The following is a 15,112-nucleotide window of genomic DNA, read 5'->3' on the forward strand; positions in this document are numbered from 1 at the left end:
ATTGGGCATGACTAGGCAATAGAGAACATCCACGATGTACGTGGTTGGGAATATTCAAATAAAAAATTTGAAGTGCATAATTGCTCAATTGTGCATAAATGCTCAGTATCAGTGCATAAATGCACTAATACTATACTTTTATCTCTATGCTAAAGTCTATAGTTTAGGGGTAAGAATAAATATAGACAAAAGTATAGTAAGTATATTGTTTTTTTAACACATTGATTTTGAAGGATATTTTTAAATATTTTGCCCGCTGATCAAAAAAATAAAATATTGGCATGCGGAGTGCTTATGTCTACCGTAGGAATAAAAAATGTGAAAGATAGTTATCTTTTTGATATTGCTAATTTAAGGCAGTGGAGGTATGAAGTGGCTACAGCTATGACATTCACAATGGATACGAAAATTGTATTTGGAAATCAATGTATTAATCAGGTTCCTGAGCTGCTTGAGAAAAATTCATTCAAGCGTGCCTTCTTGGTTAGCGATCAAGGAGTTAAATCAGCCGGAATTCTGTCTATTGTAGAGGATGTTTTAGAATGTAATGGCATCTCTACATGTGTTTATACTGAAATTTCACCTAACCCAACTGTAGAAGAGGTGCAGACAGCTCATTCAGCATCCCTGGATTTTGCTCCAGATATTATTATCGGTATAGGTGGAGGAAGTCCTATTGATGCAGCTAAAGTCTTAGCCGTTCTCTCAACAAATCCAATCGAAGTTGCAGATCTTGAGGGTGTGGATAAATACCATAATTTTCCGGTGCCATTACTTGCTATTCCGACCACGGCAGGTACTGGTAGTGAGGTAACTGTTTTTTCTGTAATAACAGATAAAAGTCGAGATTATAAAATAACTATAGGTGGTAGAAGCATGGCACCTAAATGGGCGTTTCTCGATCCAGGGCTGACCCAGAGTCTGCCGCAAAGTATTACTGCCTCAACAGGTCTTGATGCTCTTGTTCACGCTATTGAATCATATACGTCCACAATGTCTTCTCCGTTGAGTGAGTTATTTTCTACTGAAGCCATAAAACTCATATCACGCAATCTTAGACAAGCTGTATTTAATGGGAGTAACTTAGAAGCAAGATCTTCCATGATCTATGCAAGCTTACTCGCTGGGGTTGCTTTCAGTAACACCCGTCTTGGTAATGTTCATGCCATGAGCCACCCACTGAGCGCCATATATAACGTTCCACATGGAGTAGCGAATGCCATGCTTCTTCCTACGGTAATGAAGTTCAACTTGCTTTCGGTTCCAGAAAAATTCTCCGATATTGCTCTTTTGATGGGAGTACCAAGGACTAGTTCTGATACTATCTTATCACATGCATATAAATCGATAGATACTGTAGAGACACTCTCAAGAGACATCGGCATACCGGACAGTTTTACTCAGTTTGGTGTCGTTAAATCTTCTATACCAAATATGGCAAAAGATGCTATGAAAAGCGGAAATATTTCAGTCAACCCGCGTAAGAGTAAGCTACAAGATATCATTGAATTGTATGAGTCTGTTATAGACTAAAGCACATGTTTGAATAGTATTCTGCTTCACTTTATTATACGTAAATGAAGTGAGTTGATGGCATGAAGTTTTTAGGGTTCTTCAGTCTAGACTGATAGTATTGTTATGGCGTCGGTATCGATGATTGCCTGTCTATATCAGTGGAAACTGTATGATTTCGATGGTAGGTCAAGTTGTTTGTGTTCTTGACTTTCACTAGGCTGTTTTAAATAGGACAACGGAGGTAGGGACTATCAAAGATTTATAAATTGTTTGCTGATATGTTGTAGGGGAAATGATCTACAGTTTAGATAATAAAACGCCAGATAAAGGAAGTTTATAAAAATGACAGTAAAAAATATCTACAAAACAGCCGCCAGTCTACTGCTTTTGGCTACATTCAACGCTTATGGGGCTTCTTCAGAAAGAGGTGACTTGGTTGACGACTGCGTAAAAAATAGCAATGGAGAGTATCCGCATGATATTGCTCCCGCCTGTGAAGCTACTGATGTATTTCTCGAAGCATTCAATGCTGTAGATGAGAAAGCTCTTTCGGAAACTCTAAATTATCCACATGTGCGTATTTCTGGCGGAAATGTTCACGTGTGGCAAAAGCCTGAGGATTATGCATCTGATCAAAATAAAAGCTCTCTTAAAGCTATTGGCTGGAAGGAATCTCGCTGGGACTACAGAAATGTTATTCAATCCGGAATGGACGGTGATACTGGTGAAATGAAATATCATGTATCGCTTTCTTTCACTCGATATGATGAACAAGGGAATAATATTCCCGGTCAGACATTTGATTCATTCTATATTGTAACCAAACAAGATGGTAACTGGGGTATAGCTGCCCGTTCAAGCATGGCTGGGTCTTTGCAGGGTAGATCAGGTTTTTAATATATTTTAAATGAAAGGCCTCTTATCTGAGGCCTTTCATTAGAAGCCTTTATCATAGTATGGTTTTTATATCCAACAATTAGAAGCAGTTTTATCAGTATGAGGGGGCGTTATGCTTAACCGAAATTTACGAGTCGTGGCGGATGGATTTTCCTACACTGAAGGACCTCGCTGGCATAATGGCGAACTTTGGTTTGTTGATTTTTATACCTATACCGTCAATAAGGTATGTAGAGATGGTGCGATAGAAACAGTTGCCCAGGTTGAGCATCAACCCTCAGGTCTTGGTTGGTTACCCGACGGTCGAATGTTGGTGGTCTCAATGAAAGATCGCCGTATTTTACGCATGGAGCCTGACGGCACTTTGGTTGAGCATGCTAACATCTATGAACTTTGTGGCGGTCATGCTAATGATATGGTGGTGGCAAAGAACGGGCAGGCTTATGTGGGAAATTTTGGATTTGATCTGATGGGGGGCGCTGACCACGCCACCACGAATATTGTTTTGGTTAACCCTGATGGTTCGGTAAGAGTAGTTGCTGACGGTCTATCGTTTCCTAACGGTATGGTGATCACGGAAGACGGTAACACCCTGATCGTCAACGAGCTCTTTGGTAACAAGCTCTCAGCCTTTGATATTTTTGAAGATGGTACTCTCGGCTTTCGTTATGATTGGGCGAACTTTGGCGATATTGGGGAGGAGTCGAGTATCGAAAAACGCTTAGAGGCAGCGACCATCGTGCCCGATGGATTGACATTAGATGCTGAAGGTTGTGTCTGGATTGCTGACTGCACAAATCAACGTGCTCTGCGGATCTCTAAGGGTGGCAAGATACTTGATGAAGTAAGTGTTGCCCCACACCAGGTTTTTGCTGTTGCACTAGGCGGCGCAGAGGGTAAGACACTTTACCTCTGTGTAGCACCTGATTTTGACGAGGGAAATCGTAGCGCTGAGCGTGAAGGCTTTATCGCTTCCATTGATGTTGATGTGCCCATGCAGGCATTTTCTAGTTAGCGTTAATGATTATATTGAATGATTTTTGTCTTTTGAATGTACTACAAACAAATTTAACAGACTGTAGTGTTATTTGATATAGGATAGAATATAAGGTATTATTGAGCACCCGATGTGTTGCATCGGGTGTCTGGGATTTGAGTAAGTATAGATGTCAATCTAACAATTGCTGAAACCGCACTATCAAATTATAAGTAACCCTTTCGGTTATAAAGCAATTTTACTGCAAACGCTGTATGGCTAAACAATTAATTTTATTGCTTTCAATAACAAGTACCTATACAGTGTCTTGACCTCTGTTGTATGTTTCCTCAAGCTTTTTTGATTTATATTTTTAATATTTGGTCTTGTTTGCTAGTGGCTCTTGGACTTCATACTCTATGTATTCATCTAGTGCGCCTGGTTATATTGGTTTAATCAGTGCGGCTGATGTGACATTATGATTAAGCGTACCTCTATTATTGGTCTAGTTTTTCCAATATATCGCCTATCAAGGGCACTGGTGTCATTAAGTGTTTCCGGATTAGCTCACCTGCGGCACTAGCATTACGTGTTAAAATTACTTCGATAATTTCGGAGTGTTCTTTTCGTTTGTTTGTAAGTGCCTGTGGTGAAAATACAGTCTGACATAACCATAAGTGCCGGTAGCGCTCAGCCTGAATAGAGAGTGATTCACGTACGTGCAATAAGTGAGGAGAGCGGCATCCGGCCGCGATAGCTGTATGAAAACTTTTATGACGAGCATCCCACACATCAAGCATTTGTTCGGGGCTATGAATTTCGCTAACTTTATTTAATGTATGTCCTTTCGCAATAATGTCAGCCTCCCAGTCATCTCCTCCCCGTTCTATTGCCAGCTCTACTATTAATTTTTCCAAGTTCGCCCTGGCATCATAAATATCTTGCAACTCCCTTACTGACATTGGTGCCACACGATAACCGCGTTGACTAATAGCTATTACTAGTCGCTCGCCTACAAGTTGTGATAAGGCTTCCCGCAACGGCCCAACACCGAGCCCATAGCGTTCTTTGAGATGGCTCATTAACAATTTTTTACCTGGAGTATGCACCCCCCTGATGATATCTTGCTTTATTTGTTGATAGGCGCTAACAGCTAGGTTGGGGCGTGAAGACTTTGGCATGTGGTACTCCGGATAACAAAGGGGCGTGAATGATACCTACTCCAGAAGCCGTGTGTGGAGCTATGGCGATTCCTAGTGTACGGGAGGATGTAGGAAGGGTAGGGCTCTATTGATTTTTTTACAGTCAGGATCTCACCTACAAGATAGGGTACGCCCTGTCTGATTTTACCCTCCTAGCCCTGCCGCTGCTAGAAGCCGTGATCAGCGCCCCGTCCCCCCGCTGTCATGCTAGTTGGAGTTTCAGAGGCTGTTAGGCTCTGAACCCCATGAGGCGTGATGAGGTTCCGATGAAGTACTCCGACGAGCTCCGAGAAGCCATCCTTAAAAAACTGCTTCCGCCGCACAACCGCACGGTGGCCGAAGAAGTCGCTCAGGAAGAAGGCATCCCCCAGCGACACTTCATAACGGCGCAAGAAGGCTCGGCAAGCCGGCTATTTACTACCTGACCAGAGCGATGATCCCGAAAGCTGGAGCTCGCATGACAAGTTCCATACCGTACTGGAGACGGAGGCTCTCAGCTAGGCTGAGCGTGCTGAATGCTACCGGCAGCGTGGCCTCTAACTCGTGCAGGTCCAACGCTCGCGATCCAGCTGCGCTGTCGCTAAGAAGCAGTAGAGTGAAGCCCGCAAGTCTTCATTGGAACTTTGACCTTTCAATAGAGATGAACTGCTTGGAAACGTGCACGCGACACACCTTGCTCATCGGTCAGCGTGAGTGTCTTGCCTTCAATCTGCCAGCCCGACACGTCGTTGAGTGTCGCGAGGAAATCGCGCTCGAGTGAGCCAGCTTCACCGGGACACGCCATGCGTGTGGTGGCCAGACGGCCGAAGCCGAGTTCTTGCGCATCATGGTGATATTCCCCCATCAGGCGATTGCAGCCGGTGGAGCCGGCTACTCGCGAGTCTTGTGTCGAAGAGTCAGGGGTATGCAAGACGATATGGGCTTCACGCTTGCCTACCACCACGGGTGTTGGCTGGTTGTCGAGTGTCACCAGCTTCCAATAGGTGTTCTCCAGTGGCTCGTCGACACCTTGATAATCCTCAGAGGATTGAGCGCCTGCGCAGCCGCCCAGGGTGAGTGCTGCGCTCATCACGGCGGCCCATGTCATCACTTGCGCTTGTTTCATGCGGGTGTCTCCCTCACTAATAGGGTGTCTACGGCGATTCGGGGCTGGGCTCCGGTAGCGCTGCAAGCCCTCGCAGACAGCGTCATCGCCAGTGTGGTCAGCTGATGCGCGGTCATCGCCAGCGTGGTCATCTGAAGCGTTGTAGGCTGAGTCAGGAAGACGCGTTACGCATTCTGAAACAATCGCCAAGGAGTTGTCATGCCAGCCACCCGCACGCCCTCGTCCGCCAGGGAGCGGATACATCTGTGGTGGGATCTGTTCATCATCGTGCTCGTGATCGCCAATCTGGCATTGCTGCTGTTCGATAGCCTCTTCCTGATTCCCCCGCTGAACACGGCCTTCGAGGCCGTGACACCCGGGTTGCATGCGGCCTATGAGCAGAACATCCACGCCAATTTCCTCTCCATCGATCTGGCGTTCGTCGCCGTCTTCCTGCTGGATGTGCTGGCGGGGTGGGCAGTGGCCATCGCGGAGCGGCGTTATCACCGCTGGTTCTTCTATCCCTTCGTGCACTGGTATGACGTGCTGGGCTGCATTCCGCTGAGCGGCTTCCGTCTGTTGCGTGTGCTGCGTGTGGTCTCGTTGTTGTTCCGTCTTCAACGTCTGGAATTGATCGATGTGCGGCAATGGTATGTCTATCGTGTTGCCGCCAAGTATCTCGACATTCTGCTGGAGGAGCTGACGGATCGTATCTCCCTGCGCATGCTCGACAACGTTCAGCAGCAGTTGCGCGACAGCGATGACCTCTCATCCTCGGTGATCGAGCGTGTCGTGGAACCGCGCAAGCAGGCCTTGATCCAGGAAATTACCCAGCGCCTCGAGACCATGGCAGGGGACGTCTATACCCAGAATCGCGACGATACCCTGCGCTATGTGCGGGGCCTGGTCAGCCGCACTCTTGCCGAGAGCCCGGAGCTCCAGCGTGTCTCGCGCCTGCCCATGGGCACCCAGCTGACCAAAGGGCTCGAAAGCTCGCTGTCCGATCTGGCCTGTCACCTTGTCGATGAAGCACTGGTCGGCCTGCGCTCCAAGGAGTTCTCGGCGCTGGTGGGGCACCTGGCAGAGAGTGGTTTCGATGCCTGGTCGCGCACTGACCCGAGGACGGAGCAGATCACCGAGCAGGTGCTGATCGACATGCTGGATCTGCTCAAGGAGCGGATCGCCGTGAAGAGTTGGCAGAAGAAATACGAGTGACGTGATTGACCAACGTCACCCTGATGGGCCACTCGCAGCGTTCGGGATGAGATGGGCCGAGGTTTGGCGCACGGGAATGTGTTTGCGAGAATGCTGATACATTCATCCCACGCTGAGAGTCTGTGAGCCGCGGGTGTCGTCACGCAGCGATAGCGCTGTCTGATGACACATCAGCGTCTCGTCAGCGTGGGAGCCGCGACAGGAGGTCAGTGTCATGGCGAATCCAACACGCACTGAGGTAGCCGAGTCAGCGCCGGGCGTTCAGCTCGACCCGGCACAGGTGGCTGTCATCGAGCAATTCGGCGGCAGCATCACACTGCTGGAGCCGATTGGCGCCGAGGTGAGGGGGATCGATCTGTCCGCTCAGGACGCGCCGCCCGCGCCAGTGCTTGAGGCGCTGGAGCAGATCATGGCCGAGCGCGGCTTCCTGGTCTTCAAGCGCGATATGCCCCTGGAGGCCGATGACTTCCTGCGCGCCAGTTGCTGGTGGGGCGGCAAGGAGCTGCACAGTACTCACGGCATGCACCCGGCCACGCCCGACGGCAACCGGCATATCTTCCGGCTGTCGAACGATCGCCGCCACGGCATTCCCGGTGTCGGGCCGCAGTGGCATAACGACGGCAGCTTCAATACCGATACATTCTCGCACTCGGGCTACCACATCATCCGCCCGGCCGAGAAAGGCGGCGGTACCTGCTTTGCCCATCAGGCGCGGCCCATGACGCCTTGTCTGCCGAGCGTCAGGCTTTCTGGCGCCGTCTTGCTTCGGTGAATTCCTCCTCCGGGGCCGTACATCCTGTGGTACACGAACACCCCATCACCGGTCGCAAGTGCATCTGGCTTCATCTGGGCATGACCGGTGCAGTGATCGAGAAGCTACCCGATCAGGATGCCTTCCGACTGCTGACCGCCGAAGAGCTGACGCAGCTCTGCCGTGAGTACAACACCATCCTGAATGCCGGCTTCACCGAGGGTTACGCCCTCGACTTCGAGTATCAGGAAAACGACTGCGTGTTCATCGATAACCTGGCGGTGGCGCATCGGGCCGCGCCCGGCGCGCACTTGCCGGCACAGGAGCAAGGCCTGCGGATCATGCATCGCAGTACCGTGCGTGGCACTCAGGATCTGGCACCTGGCTTCGGCCTGCCGCTGCAGGTGGATATCCATGGCCCCAGCCCGCTGGAGAATGGTGTATGGCAGGGCGGCGGTATCGGCTTTCGTTGGGAAGAGAATATTCCGATGCAGAACTGAGGCTGGCGCGCTCAGGCAAGTCACTTGCAGCGGGACGTGCGTTACGGCGAAGTGAAGGCCAGGGCAGATCAGGGCAGATCAGATCAGATCAGGGGGGAGATCAAGGTGCAGACCTAGTTTCAGAGGAAAGACCAGAGCCCGTGAAGAGTTGGCATCAGCAACACGAGTGATAGGGTGGGGACATCACCCCGGCCAAGCGCTGATGGGGCAGGGGAGGCGTGTCAGCCGTGCTGGCCGTCAGAGCTTGTCCGATCACGTTTCAGGGAGAGAACCAGACTCGCAAAGGAAGCCATCATGTCATCTGCCCATGACACCGTCATCGAAAGACCCGATAGCCTGCATGCCAAGGAGTGGCTAAGCGCGTACCAGCGGGTACGCGCCGCCACCGAGGCGATCTGTGCGCCGCTGCACAAGGAAGACTACATGGTGCAGAGCATGGCAGATGTCAGCCCGCCCAAGTGGCACATCGCCCATGTCACCTGGTTCTTCGAAGCCTTCATCCTGAAGCCGTTTCAGCCGGGCTATCAGACGCTCGATCCCGCCTACGACCACCTCTTCAACTCCTACTACGAGACCCATGGCGTACCGTTCCCGCGCGCCGAGCGTGGCACGATCTCGCGCCCGACCGTCGACGATGTCTATCGCTATCGCGCGCACGTCGATCAGGCCATGCAAGCGCTGCTTGAGAATCCGCCACGGGAACATCTGCCCGAGATTCTTCGCCGCCTGGAGCTGGGGCTGCCGCATGAGCAGCAGCATCAGGAGCTGCTATTGATGGACATCAAGCACATCCTGGCGCAGAACCCGCTGTGTCCGGCCTATCGGGATGATCTGACTCCGGGATTGGCACCAGCCCCTGAGCAGGAGGTGCCGTCGCTTGGATGGCTGGCCTATCCAGCCGGGATTCGCGAGATCGGTCATGATGCAGCCGAAGGTGGCTTTGCCTACGACAACGAGATGGGCCGTCACCGTCAGTTTGTCGAAGCGTTCCAGATGGCCGATCGTCCGGTGACCAACGGCGAGTTTCTCGCGTTCATGCAAAACGGCGGGTACGCCACCCCCGAGTACTGGCTGGCGGATGGCTGGGCCACGGTCAAGGCGGAAGGCTGGCAGGCGCCGCTTTACTGGGTCGAGCGCGACGGCGTCTGGCATCACTACACCCTGGGTGGCCTGGTGCCGGTGGATCTGAGCGCGCCGGTCTGCCACGTCAGCTTCTTCGAGGCCGATGCCTACGCGCAATGGGCGGGGGCTCGCCTACCGACCGAAGCCGAGTGGGAAACGGTGGCCCAAGATGTCCCCCTCACGGGCAACTTCGTCGATCAGGATCATCTGCAGCCAGTCGCGGCCGCGAGAGCCGAAGGCACGCCGGGTCAGATGTTCGGCGATGTCTGGGAGTGGACGGGCAGTGCCTATCGTCCGTATCCGGGCTTTCGCAAACTGCCGGGCAGCTTGGGAGAGTACAACGGCAAGTTCATGTCCGGTCAGATGGTGCTCCGCGGGGGCTGTTGTGCCACGCCGGCAGACCACATCCGCGCGACCTATCGCAACTTCTTCCCCCCCGAGGCGCGCTGGGCGTTCTCCGGCTTCCGTCTCGCCAGGGACGGTGGGGCATGATGGGCTGACCCCTTTAGAACGCGCCTCCAAGCACCTTCATCTGCCGCTTCTATCTTCCAACCCGTAAAGGAGTCTTCATGGCCGACCACCCCGAACCGCGTATCACGCTGCACCCGCTATCTTCGCGGGTGCGAATCCTGGTCGGTGAGACAGTGATCGCTGACACCGGCAACGCGCTGGAATTGCACGAGAAGGGCTATCCACCGAGGCTCTACCTGCCGCGCGCCGATGTGGCGATGGCGAAGCTCTCGGTCTCCAGTACCGTCACCCATTGTCCCTTCAAGGGCGACAGCACCTATTACTCGCTATCAGACCTTCCTGATATCGCCTGGAGTTACGACCAGCCCATCGAGGAAATGCAGGCGATCGCAGGGCGGTTGGCGTTCGATACCGACAAGGTTACGTTGGAAGTAGAGTGATTCAGGTGAATGACTCGCGGCCAACCTGATTCTCTCTCGTCGGCGTATAAGGTCCTGTCGTACTCTGCTTCAGAGATAAACCGATAGAGAACAGTAGCTTGGCGTTCGCCGGATAGTTAGAATTCGGCAGCTTGCTGCACAGCGCTCCTCCATCGGGCGCGGTGCAGCATTACCTTTCCCTTATCAAGACTCAGTACTCCGGTTGGACGAATCACCTCGCTTGATTCCTTTCCGTACAGGCTGCACCAGGAGTCATGACAGTGGTTGTCCCTTCGAACATCGCGCCAGTGATGAGTGTACTGCTATGCCTCGTGCTGGCCTCCTGCGTCAGTCGTTATCTCAAGTCTTCCCGCATGAAAGGCCGCATCGGCGAGTGGCGGGTGCGCTGGATGGCGCGTCGACTCGGCAAGCAAGGCTATCGGGCCTTGCACAATGTCACTCTCAATACCGCCAACGGCACCACCCAGATCGATCATGTGCTGCTGTCGCGTTTCGGCTGCTTCGTGCTGGAAACCAAGAACATGAAGGGCTGGATCTTCGGCAGTGAGCACGAGGCGAACTGGACCCAGCAGTTTCCTCGCCAATCGTTCAGCTTCCAGAACCCGCTACGTCAGAACTACCGTCACCTCAAGGCGCTGGAGACGACGCTTGGCGTGCCATTCGAACACCTGCATTCGGTGATCATCTTCATCGGCAGCGCCAGGCTCAAGGGTGAGATGCCGTCCAACGTGACGCGCGGCACTGACTTCGTTCCCTTCGTACAGTCGTTTAAGACCCCCGTCTTCAGCGAGGCGCAGGTCGAGGCCATGCACGAGGCGCTGCTGACAGGGCGTCTGGCACCGACTCGGGCGACGCAGCGTGCCCATGTACAGCATCTCAAGCAGCGCAATGATCCACAGGCGAGACGTGAATGCCCGAAATGCGGCAGCCGGATGGTGCTGCGCACTGTCAAGTCCGGTGCGCGTGAGGGCCAGCAATTCTGGGGATGCTCGGCATATCCTGAGTGTCGTGCGACACAGGCGGTGTGAGCTCTCGGTCAGGTCATGATCCGCGCACTTGAACCCCTTCACGCTTCCAGCAAGGGGTTGGCGCGATAACGTGACAGCGTCACCGACGGCCGCTCGCCAAACAAATGACGATAATCCTGCGCGAATTTTCCCAGATGATAGAACCCCCAGTCATTGGCAATCTGGCTCACCGTACTGGCGCTGTTCGGGTCACATAGCCGACGTCGTACATGGTTGAGGCGGTTCAGGCGAATGAAGTGCATCGGGCTGATACCGAGAATGCTGACGAAGCTGTTGTGAAGCGTGCGCTGGCTGACATGGGCGATGTCACACAGGGTGTCGATGCTGATGGGGGCAGAAGCACTGCCATTCACGTAGTCACGTATCTTCGCGACGACTTGACGCCGATGGTGATAGCTCGGGTAGCGCTCAGGGAGAGGCGTCTTTTCGTGCAGGATGGTGTTGATTGCCAGAGATAGAATGTCCTGGTGGACCTGCACCTCGAACCCCGCACCTTGACGCTTGAGCAGGCATTCCATCAGGAAGGTGGCGGCCTGCCGAGTCTTGGATGATACCTCCAGACGCATCACCTGTTGTGGGTCTGCCTCCAGCAATGCCAGTGCCGACTCTCCCGCGACGTTCACCAGCCAGTCCCGCCGGATCACCAGACTATAGATCGCGAAGTCATCAGGTGTGGTCAGTTCAAAGTCATGGTCTCCCGGCTGACACATGATGTCCTGCGTTTGCAGAGAGTAGCCATTGATACGGCAAGGTACCCGAGCTGCCGGGATGCCCAGCCACAGCGAATCCGGCCAGACATGACATTGCTGCCCGAGCGCATGACTGGTGTATTCCTTGAATACCTGCATGTGAGGCAGGTGAAGTTCATCGATACGGCCATAGAATCTCCCCTCGCCGTATTGATCATATTCCTGTGACCAATCGGTCAGGTTGCCGGCCTGTTCATTGACGTCCCATGCCTCCCGCGTGCACTTGCCTGGTGCGAGTGAATCTTTCCTGTTCTTCCCTGTGGCATCGTCTGCGCCTGCTAGTGACACATATTGTGGCATATCGCGTGTAACTCATTGTTTTTCGTGGTTAAGCAAGGTTTGCCGGATGCTGATAACGCTCTCCCTTGCTGTGTCGTTAGTCTGTACATGCAACTTTCGCGCACATCTTCAAAGAGGGAGCGGGGTTTCGGAATATCGATTCGCATACCCATGCCTGTTTCTTCCGCGAAGTGGCACCGAGACCACAAGGACAAGAATCGCCGAGGAGGGCATGGCTTCGACCATGAGGCCGCCCTTCATGTGACATCGCGAGGCAGTGAGTATTTCGCAGCGTCCCGGCCTTTCTGATGTCAGCGAGGTAGTGAGATGTATACGGACACTCTTACAAATCAAATAAAAATTGAGTTGGCACGCTGTCTGGAGAAATGGGGCCTATCGAAACAGGCTCAGGTATCGCTCCTGACCCTGTCGGAGAACGCGACCTTCATCGCTGAGGAGAGTGCGACAGGTCGCAAGATCATTATTCGTGTCCATCGGCCGGACTATCACTGCCGAGAAGAGATCGAGTCTGAATTGGCCTGGATACGCGCTATTCGGGCGACCACCGAGGTCAACACGCCAGCCCCTTTGCCGACTAAGACGGGGAGCCCTGTGCTGAGCATTTCCGTGGGAGAGCTGACATTACTGGTGGTGGCCTTTGAGTATGCAGCGGGAGCCGAGCCAGATATCGGTGACGGCTTGCCGGAATGGTTCGAGCGTCTCGGGGCTGTCACTGCGACCTTGCATGCGCACAGTCGTCGTTGGCAGTTGCCAGAAGGGTTCGTGCGCAAGCATTGGAATCTCGAGACGATGATCTCTGCACAAGGGCTATGGGGGGATTGGCGTAATGCCCCCGGCATGACGATGAGCGAGGCCCACGCCATCAGTGAGGCCATCCCCTACATCAAGTCAGAGATCGCGTTATACGGCACGGCACCCCATCGCTATGGCCTGGTGCATGCCGACCTGAGGCTGACCAACCTGTTGGTGTCGGGAGAGGGCATGTCGATCATCGACTTCGATGATTGTGGCTTCTGCTGGTATGCCTATGACTTCGCTGCCGCCATCAGCTTCCATGAGACAGACCCCTGTGTTCCGCAATTGCGGGACGCCTGGCTCAAGGGCTATCGCTCGGTTGCTGAATTCTCGGCAGCGGATGAGGCGATGCTCGACACCTTCATTCTGATTCGCCGCATCTTGCTATGTGCCTGGTTGGCAACTCATCAGGAGAGCCAGGAAGGCCAGGCGTTGGGCAGTGACTTCAGCCGCGATACCGCGGTGATGGCACATCGCTATATGACACAACGTGGCCATCCGGTGCGCGATGGCTACCTACCTGATGATCTGCAACGACACCACAAAGTGAGGATGGCGTGATGGAAAAGGTACGCGGAATACTGGATCAGAATGCATTCAATATGGCGCACATCGACAAGGCGGATGTGCGAATCAGTGAGCTGGTGCGCAAGCGACTCGATACGGTCGGGCCGACGACGATGCTGTTCTACGAAGAGCCGCTTCACATCGTGCGCGGTGAGCGAGTGTGGCTGTATGACAATTCAGGCAAACGTTATCTGGATGTCTACAACAACGTGCCCTCGATCGGGCATTGCCATCCTCGTGTCGTGCAAGCCGTGGCGGAACAGATGGGCACGTTGAATGTGCACAACCGCTACCTGCATGAAGGCATTCATCGCTACGCAGAGCGCGTATTGGACACGCTGCCGACAGCGCTCAACCGGCTGGTCATGATGTGTACCGGGAGTGAAAGCAATGATATGGCGTTGCGGCTGGCGCGTGGCTGGACGGGCCGCCACGGTATCATCGTCACCGAGGCGGCCTATCACGGCAACACGGCGGCCGTGACCGAGGTGTCTCCGTCTTCCTACAAGCAGGGCACGCCACCGGATCATGTCCATATCCTGCCGATTTCCGAGATGTCCCAGCAATCGGACCCCGCCGCCTGGTTCACTGAGCAGGTACGGCATGGTATCGAGCAGCTAGATGCTCGGGGCTACGGATGTGCGGCCTTGCTAGTGGACTCGATCTTTTCCAGCGATGGCATCTACGCGGACCCCGTCGGTTTTCTGAAACCCTCGGTCGAGATGCTGCAAGCACAGGGAGGGCTATTCATCGCTGATGAGGTTCAGCCCGGCTTCGGGCGGACCGGTGATGGCATGTGGGGCTTTGCACGTCATGGTGTCACGCCGGATGTGGTCACCATGGGCAAGCCGATGGGCAACGGCTTCCCGATGTCGGGGCTGGCGGCGCGCGAGGAGTTGCTGGCGAAACTCAATACCGATGTCGGCTACTTCAATACCTTCGGGGGTTCGCCCGTCGCGGTGGCGGCAGGAACAGCAGTGCTCGATGTCATCGCTGAAGAAAACCTGATGGAGAATGCGCAGCGTCAGGGCGCCTATCTCATGCGCCAGCTACGCGATATTCAGTCACGCTTCGAGGAAGTGAGTGGTGTCCGAGGCGCTGGCTTGTTTCTCGGCGTAGACCTGTGTGATCCGGCGCGTGATGGAGCCGCGGATGCGGCACGGACGACCGCGTTGATCAACGACCTCAAGCACAATGGTGTCTTGATCGGCGGGGCGGGCAAGTCAGGCAGTACCCTCAAGATTCGCCCACCACTGTGTATCACGCAGGCTGAAGCGGGCCTCTTCCTAGAAAGGTTCGAGCAGTCACTGAAGGCGACCGCCACCTGAATCGTTGCATCCGAGTCAAGCGACATGGACATTTCACTCACCGCTCAGTGTGGTGAGGGATTATCGCGGGGACTTCAGATCAACATCAAATGCGTTGCCTATGAAGTGTCGCGAGGCATTCGCATCAACGCCATCAATCCCACCGTGCTGGAAGAGGCCTGAGAGGTGTATG

At 53.7% G+C, this 15,112-nt stretch carries 13 protein-coding genes and 1 pseudogene; 11 read left to right on the forward strand and 3 right to left on the reverse strand.

Annotated features, from left to right (window positions below):
- The first annotated feature begins 294 nt into the window (after nucleotides 1-294).
- The 3 genes from QD356_RS03350 (at nucleotide 295) to QD356_RS03360 (ending at nucleotide 3,427) form a co-directional block, all read left to right on the forward strand.
- Nucleotides 295-1,533 (forward strand): iron-containing alcohol dehydrogenase, encoded by a 1,239-nt coding sequence (locus tag QD356_RS03350; RefSeq protein ID WP_192837971.1) that lies wholly within the window; start codon nucleotides 295-297, stop codon nucleotides 1,531-1,533.
- Between the two features lie 324 nt (nucleotides 1,534-1,857).
- On the forward strand, nucleotides 1,858-2,412 hold the full coding sequence (locus QD356_RS03355; protein ID WP_192837972.1) for a hypothetical protein: 555 nt from the start codon (nucleotides 1,858-1,860) through the stop codon (nucleotides 2,410-2,412).
- A gap of 112 nt (nucleotides 2,413-2,524) precedes the next feature.
- The gene (locus tag QD356_RS03360; RefSeq protein WP_192837973.1) at nucleotides 2,525-3,427 is read left to right on the forward strand and encodes an SMP-30/gluconolactonase/LRE family protein; all 903 of its coding nucleotides are present in this window, start codon (nucleotides 2,525-2,527) and stop codon (nucleotides 3,425-3,427) included.
- Between the two features lie 458 nt (nucleotides 3,428-3,885).
- Here QD356_RS03360 and csiR read toward each other — a convergent pair whose 3' ends face one another.
- The gene (gene csiR / locus QD356_RS03365; RefSeq protein ID WP_192837974.1) at nucleotides 3,886-4,569 is read right to left on the reverse strand and encodes a DNA-binding transcriptional regulator CsiR; all 684 of its coding nucleotides are present in this window, start codon (nucleotides 4,567-4,569) and stop codon (nucleotides 3,886-3,888) included.
- Nucleotides 4,570-4,856: 287 nt separating this feature from the next.
- On the opposite strand from csiR, the gene QD356_RS03370 reads away from it, so the two are divergent.
- Nucleotides 4,857-5,015 carry a hypothetical protein gene (locus QD356_RS03370; RefSeq protein WP_192837975.1) on the forward strand — a complete coding sequence of 53 codons (159 nt, stop codon included), beginning with the start codon at nucleotides 4,857-4,859 and terminating at the stop codon, nucleotides 5,013-5,015.
- A gap of 206 nt (nucleotides 5,016-5,221) precedes the next feature.
- Here the strand turns inward: QD356_RS03370 and QD356_RS03375 are convergent, their stop codons facing one another.
- A complete protein-coding gene (locus QD356_RS03375) occupies nucleotides 5,222-5,695 on the reverse strand; it encodes an META domain-containing protein (RefSeq protein WP_225996393.1) in 474 nt (157 codons plus the stop codon).
- Nucleotides 5,696-5,893: 198 nt separating this feature from the next.
- Here QD356_RS03375 and QD356_RS03380 point away from each other — a divergent pair, with 198 nt between their 5' ends.
- The 5 genes and pseudogenes from QD356_RS03380 to QD356_RS03400 all read left to right on the forward strand — a co-directional run bounded on the left by QD356_RS03380 (nucleotide 5,894) and on the right by QD356_RS03400 (nucleotide 11,201).
- Complete coding sequence (locus QD356_RS03380) at nucleotides 5,894-6,889, forward strand: ion transporter (protein WP_192837976.1); 996 nt, start codon at nucleotides 5,894-5,896, stop codon at nucleotides 6,887-6,889.
- A gap of 214 nt (nucleotides 6,890-7,103) precedes the next feature.
- A pseudogene (locus tag QD356_RS03385) lies at nucleotides 7,104-8,140 on the forward strand (TauD/TfdA family dioxygenase).
- Nucleotides 8,141-8,434: 294 nt separating this feature from the next.
- Entirely contained in the window at nucleotides 8,435-9,754 is a 1,320-nt protein-coding gene (gene egtB, locus QD356_RS03390) for an ergothioneine biosynthesis protein EgtB (RefSeq protein WP_192837977.1), read from the forward strand.
- A gap of 77 nt (nucleotides 9,755-9,831) precedes the next feature.
- A complete protein-coding gene (locus tag QD356_RS03395) occupies nucleotides 9,832-10,173 on the forward strand; it encodes a DUF427 domain-containing protein (RefSeq protein WP_192837978.1) in 342 nt (113 codons plus the stop codon).
- 290 nt (nucleotides 10,174-10,463) lie between these two features.
- Nucleotides 10,464-11,201, forward strand: coding sequence for an NERD domain-containing protein (locus tag QD356_RS03400; RefSeq protein ID WP_192837979.1), 738 nt, complete (start codon nucleotides 10,464-10,466; stop codon nucleotides 11,199-11,201).
- A 38-nt stretch (nucleotides 11,202-11,239) separates the two neighbouring features.
- On the opposite strand, the gene QD356_RS03405 is transcribed toward QD356_RS03400, so the two are convergent.
- Nucleotides 11,240-12,049, reverse strand: a complete 810-nt coding sequence (locus QD356_RS03405) for a helix-turn-helix domain-containing protein (protein ID WP_225996394.1) — start codon at nucleotides 12,047-12,049, stop codon at nucleotides 11,240-11,242.
- A gap of 507 nt (nucleotides 12,050-12,556) precedes the next feature.
- Between QD356_RS03405 and QD356_RS03410 the strand changes: the two genes are divergently transcribed.
- Together QD356_RS03410 and QD356_RS03415 are read left to right on the forward strand one after the other, a co-directional pair.
- Nucleotides 12,557-13,606, forward strand: a complete 1,050-nt coding sequence (locus QD356_RS03410; protein ID WP_192837981.1) for a phosphotransferase — start codon at nucleotides 12,557-12,559, stop codon at nucleotides 13,604-13,606.
- A complete protein-coding gene (locus QD356_RS03415) occupies nucleotides 13,606-14,940 on the forward strand; it encodes an aspartate aminotransferase family protein (protein ID WP_192837982.1) in 1,335 nt (444 codons plus the stop codon). The genes QD356_RS03410 and QD356_RS03415 overlap by 1 nt, the downstream gene beginning before the upstream one ends.
- Nucleotides 14,941-15,112 lie beyond the last annotated feature (172 nt).

Origin of the sequence: Cobetia sp. 2AS (assembly GCF_029846355.1) — a bacterium.
GTDB lineage: Bacteria > Pseudomonadota > Gammaproteobacteria > Pseudomonadales > Halomonadaceae > Cobetia > Cobetia amphilecti.

Excerpts from the sequence above, each read along its gene's own strand:
- QD356_RS03370 (WP_192837975.1), top strand. The coding sequence starts at position 4,857 with ATGAAGTACTCCGACGAGCTCCGAGAAGCCATCCTTAAAAAACTGCTT.
- QD356_RS03395 (WP_192837978.1), top strand. The coding sequence starts at position 9,832 with ATGGCCGACCACCCCGAACCGCGTATCACGCTGCACCCGCTATCTTCG.
- QD356_RS03380 (WP_192837976.1), top strand. The coding sequence starts at position 5,894 with ATGCCAGCCACCCGCACGCCCTCGTCCGCCAGGGAGCGGATACATCTG.
- QD356_RS03415 (WP_192837982.1), top strand. The coding sequence starts at position 13,606 with ATGGAAAAGGTACGCGGAATACTGGATCAGAATGCATTCAATATGGCG.
- QD356_RS03355 (WP_192837972.1), top strand. The coding sequence starts at position 1,858 with ATGACAGTAAAAAATATCTACAAAACAGCCGCCAGTCTACTGCTTTTG.
- QD356_RS03375 (WP_225996393.1), bottom strand. The coding sequence starts at position 5,695 with ATGAAACAAGCGCAAGTGATGACATGGGCCGCCGTGATGAGCGCAGCA.
- QD356_RS03410 (WP_192837981.1), top strand. The coding sequence starts at position 12,557 with ATGTATACGGACACTCTTACAAATCAAATAAAAATTGAGTTGGCACGC.
- csiR (WP_192837974.1), bottom strand. The coding sequence starts at position 4,569 with ATGCCAAAGTCTTCACGCCCCAACCTAGCTGTTAGCGCCTATCAACAA.
- QD356_RS03360 (WP_192837973.1), top strand. The coding sequence starts at position 2,525 with ATGCTTAACCGAAATTTACGAGTCGTGGCGGATGGATTTTCCTACACT.
- QD356_RS03350 (WP_192837971.1), top strand. The coding sequence starts at position 295 with ATGTCTACCGTAGGAATAAAAAATGTGAAAGATAGTTATCTTTTTGAT.
- QD356_RS03400 (WP_192837979.1), top strand. The coding sequence starts at position 10,464 with ATGAGTGTACTGCTATGCCTCGTGCTGGCCTCCTGCGTCAGTCGTTAT.
- egtB (WP_192837977.1), top strand. The coding sequence starts at position 8,435 with ATGTCATCTGCCCATGACACCGTCATCGAAAGACCCGATAGCCTGCAT.
- QD356_RS03405 (WP_225996394.1), bottom strand. The coding sequence starts at position 12,049 with ATGCAGGTATTCAAGGAATACACCAGTCATGCGCTCGGGCAGCAATGT.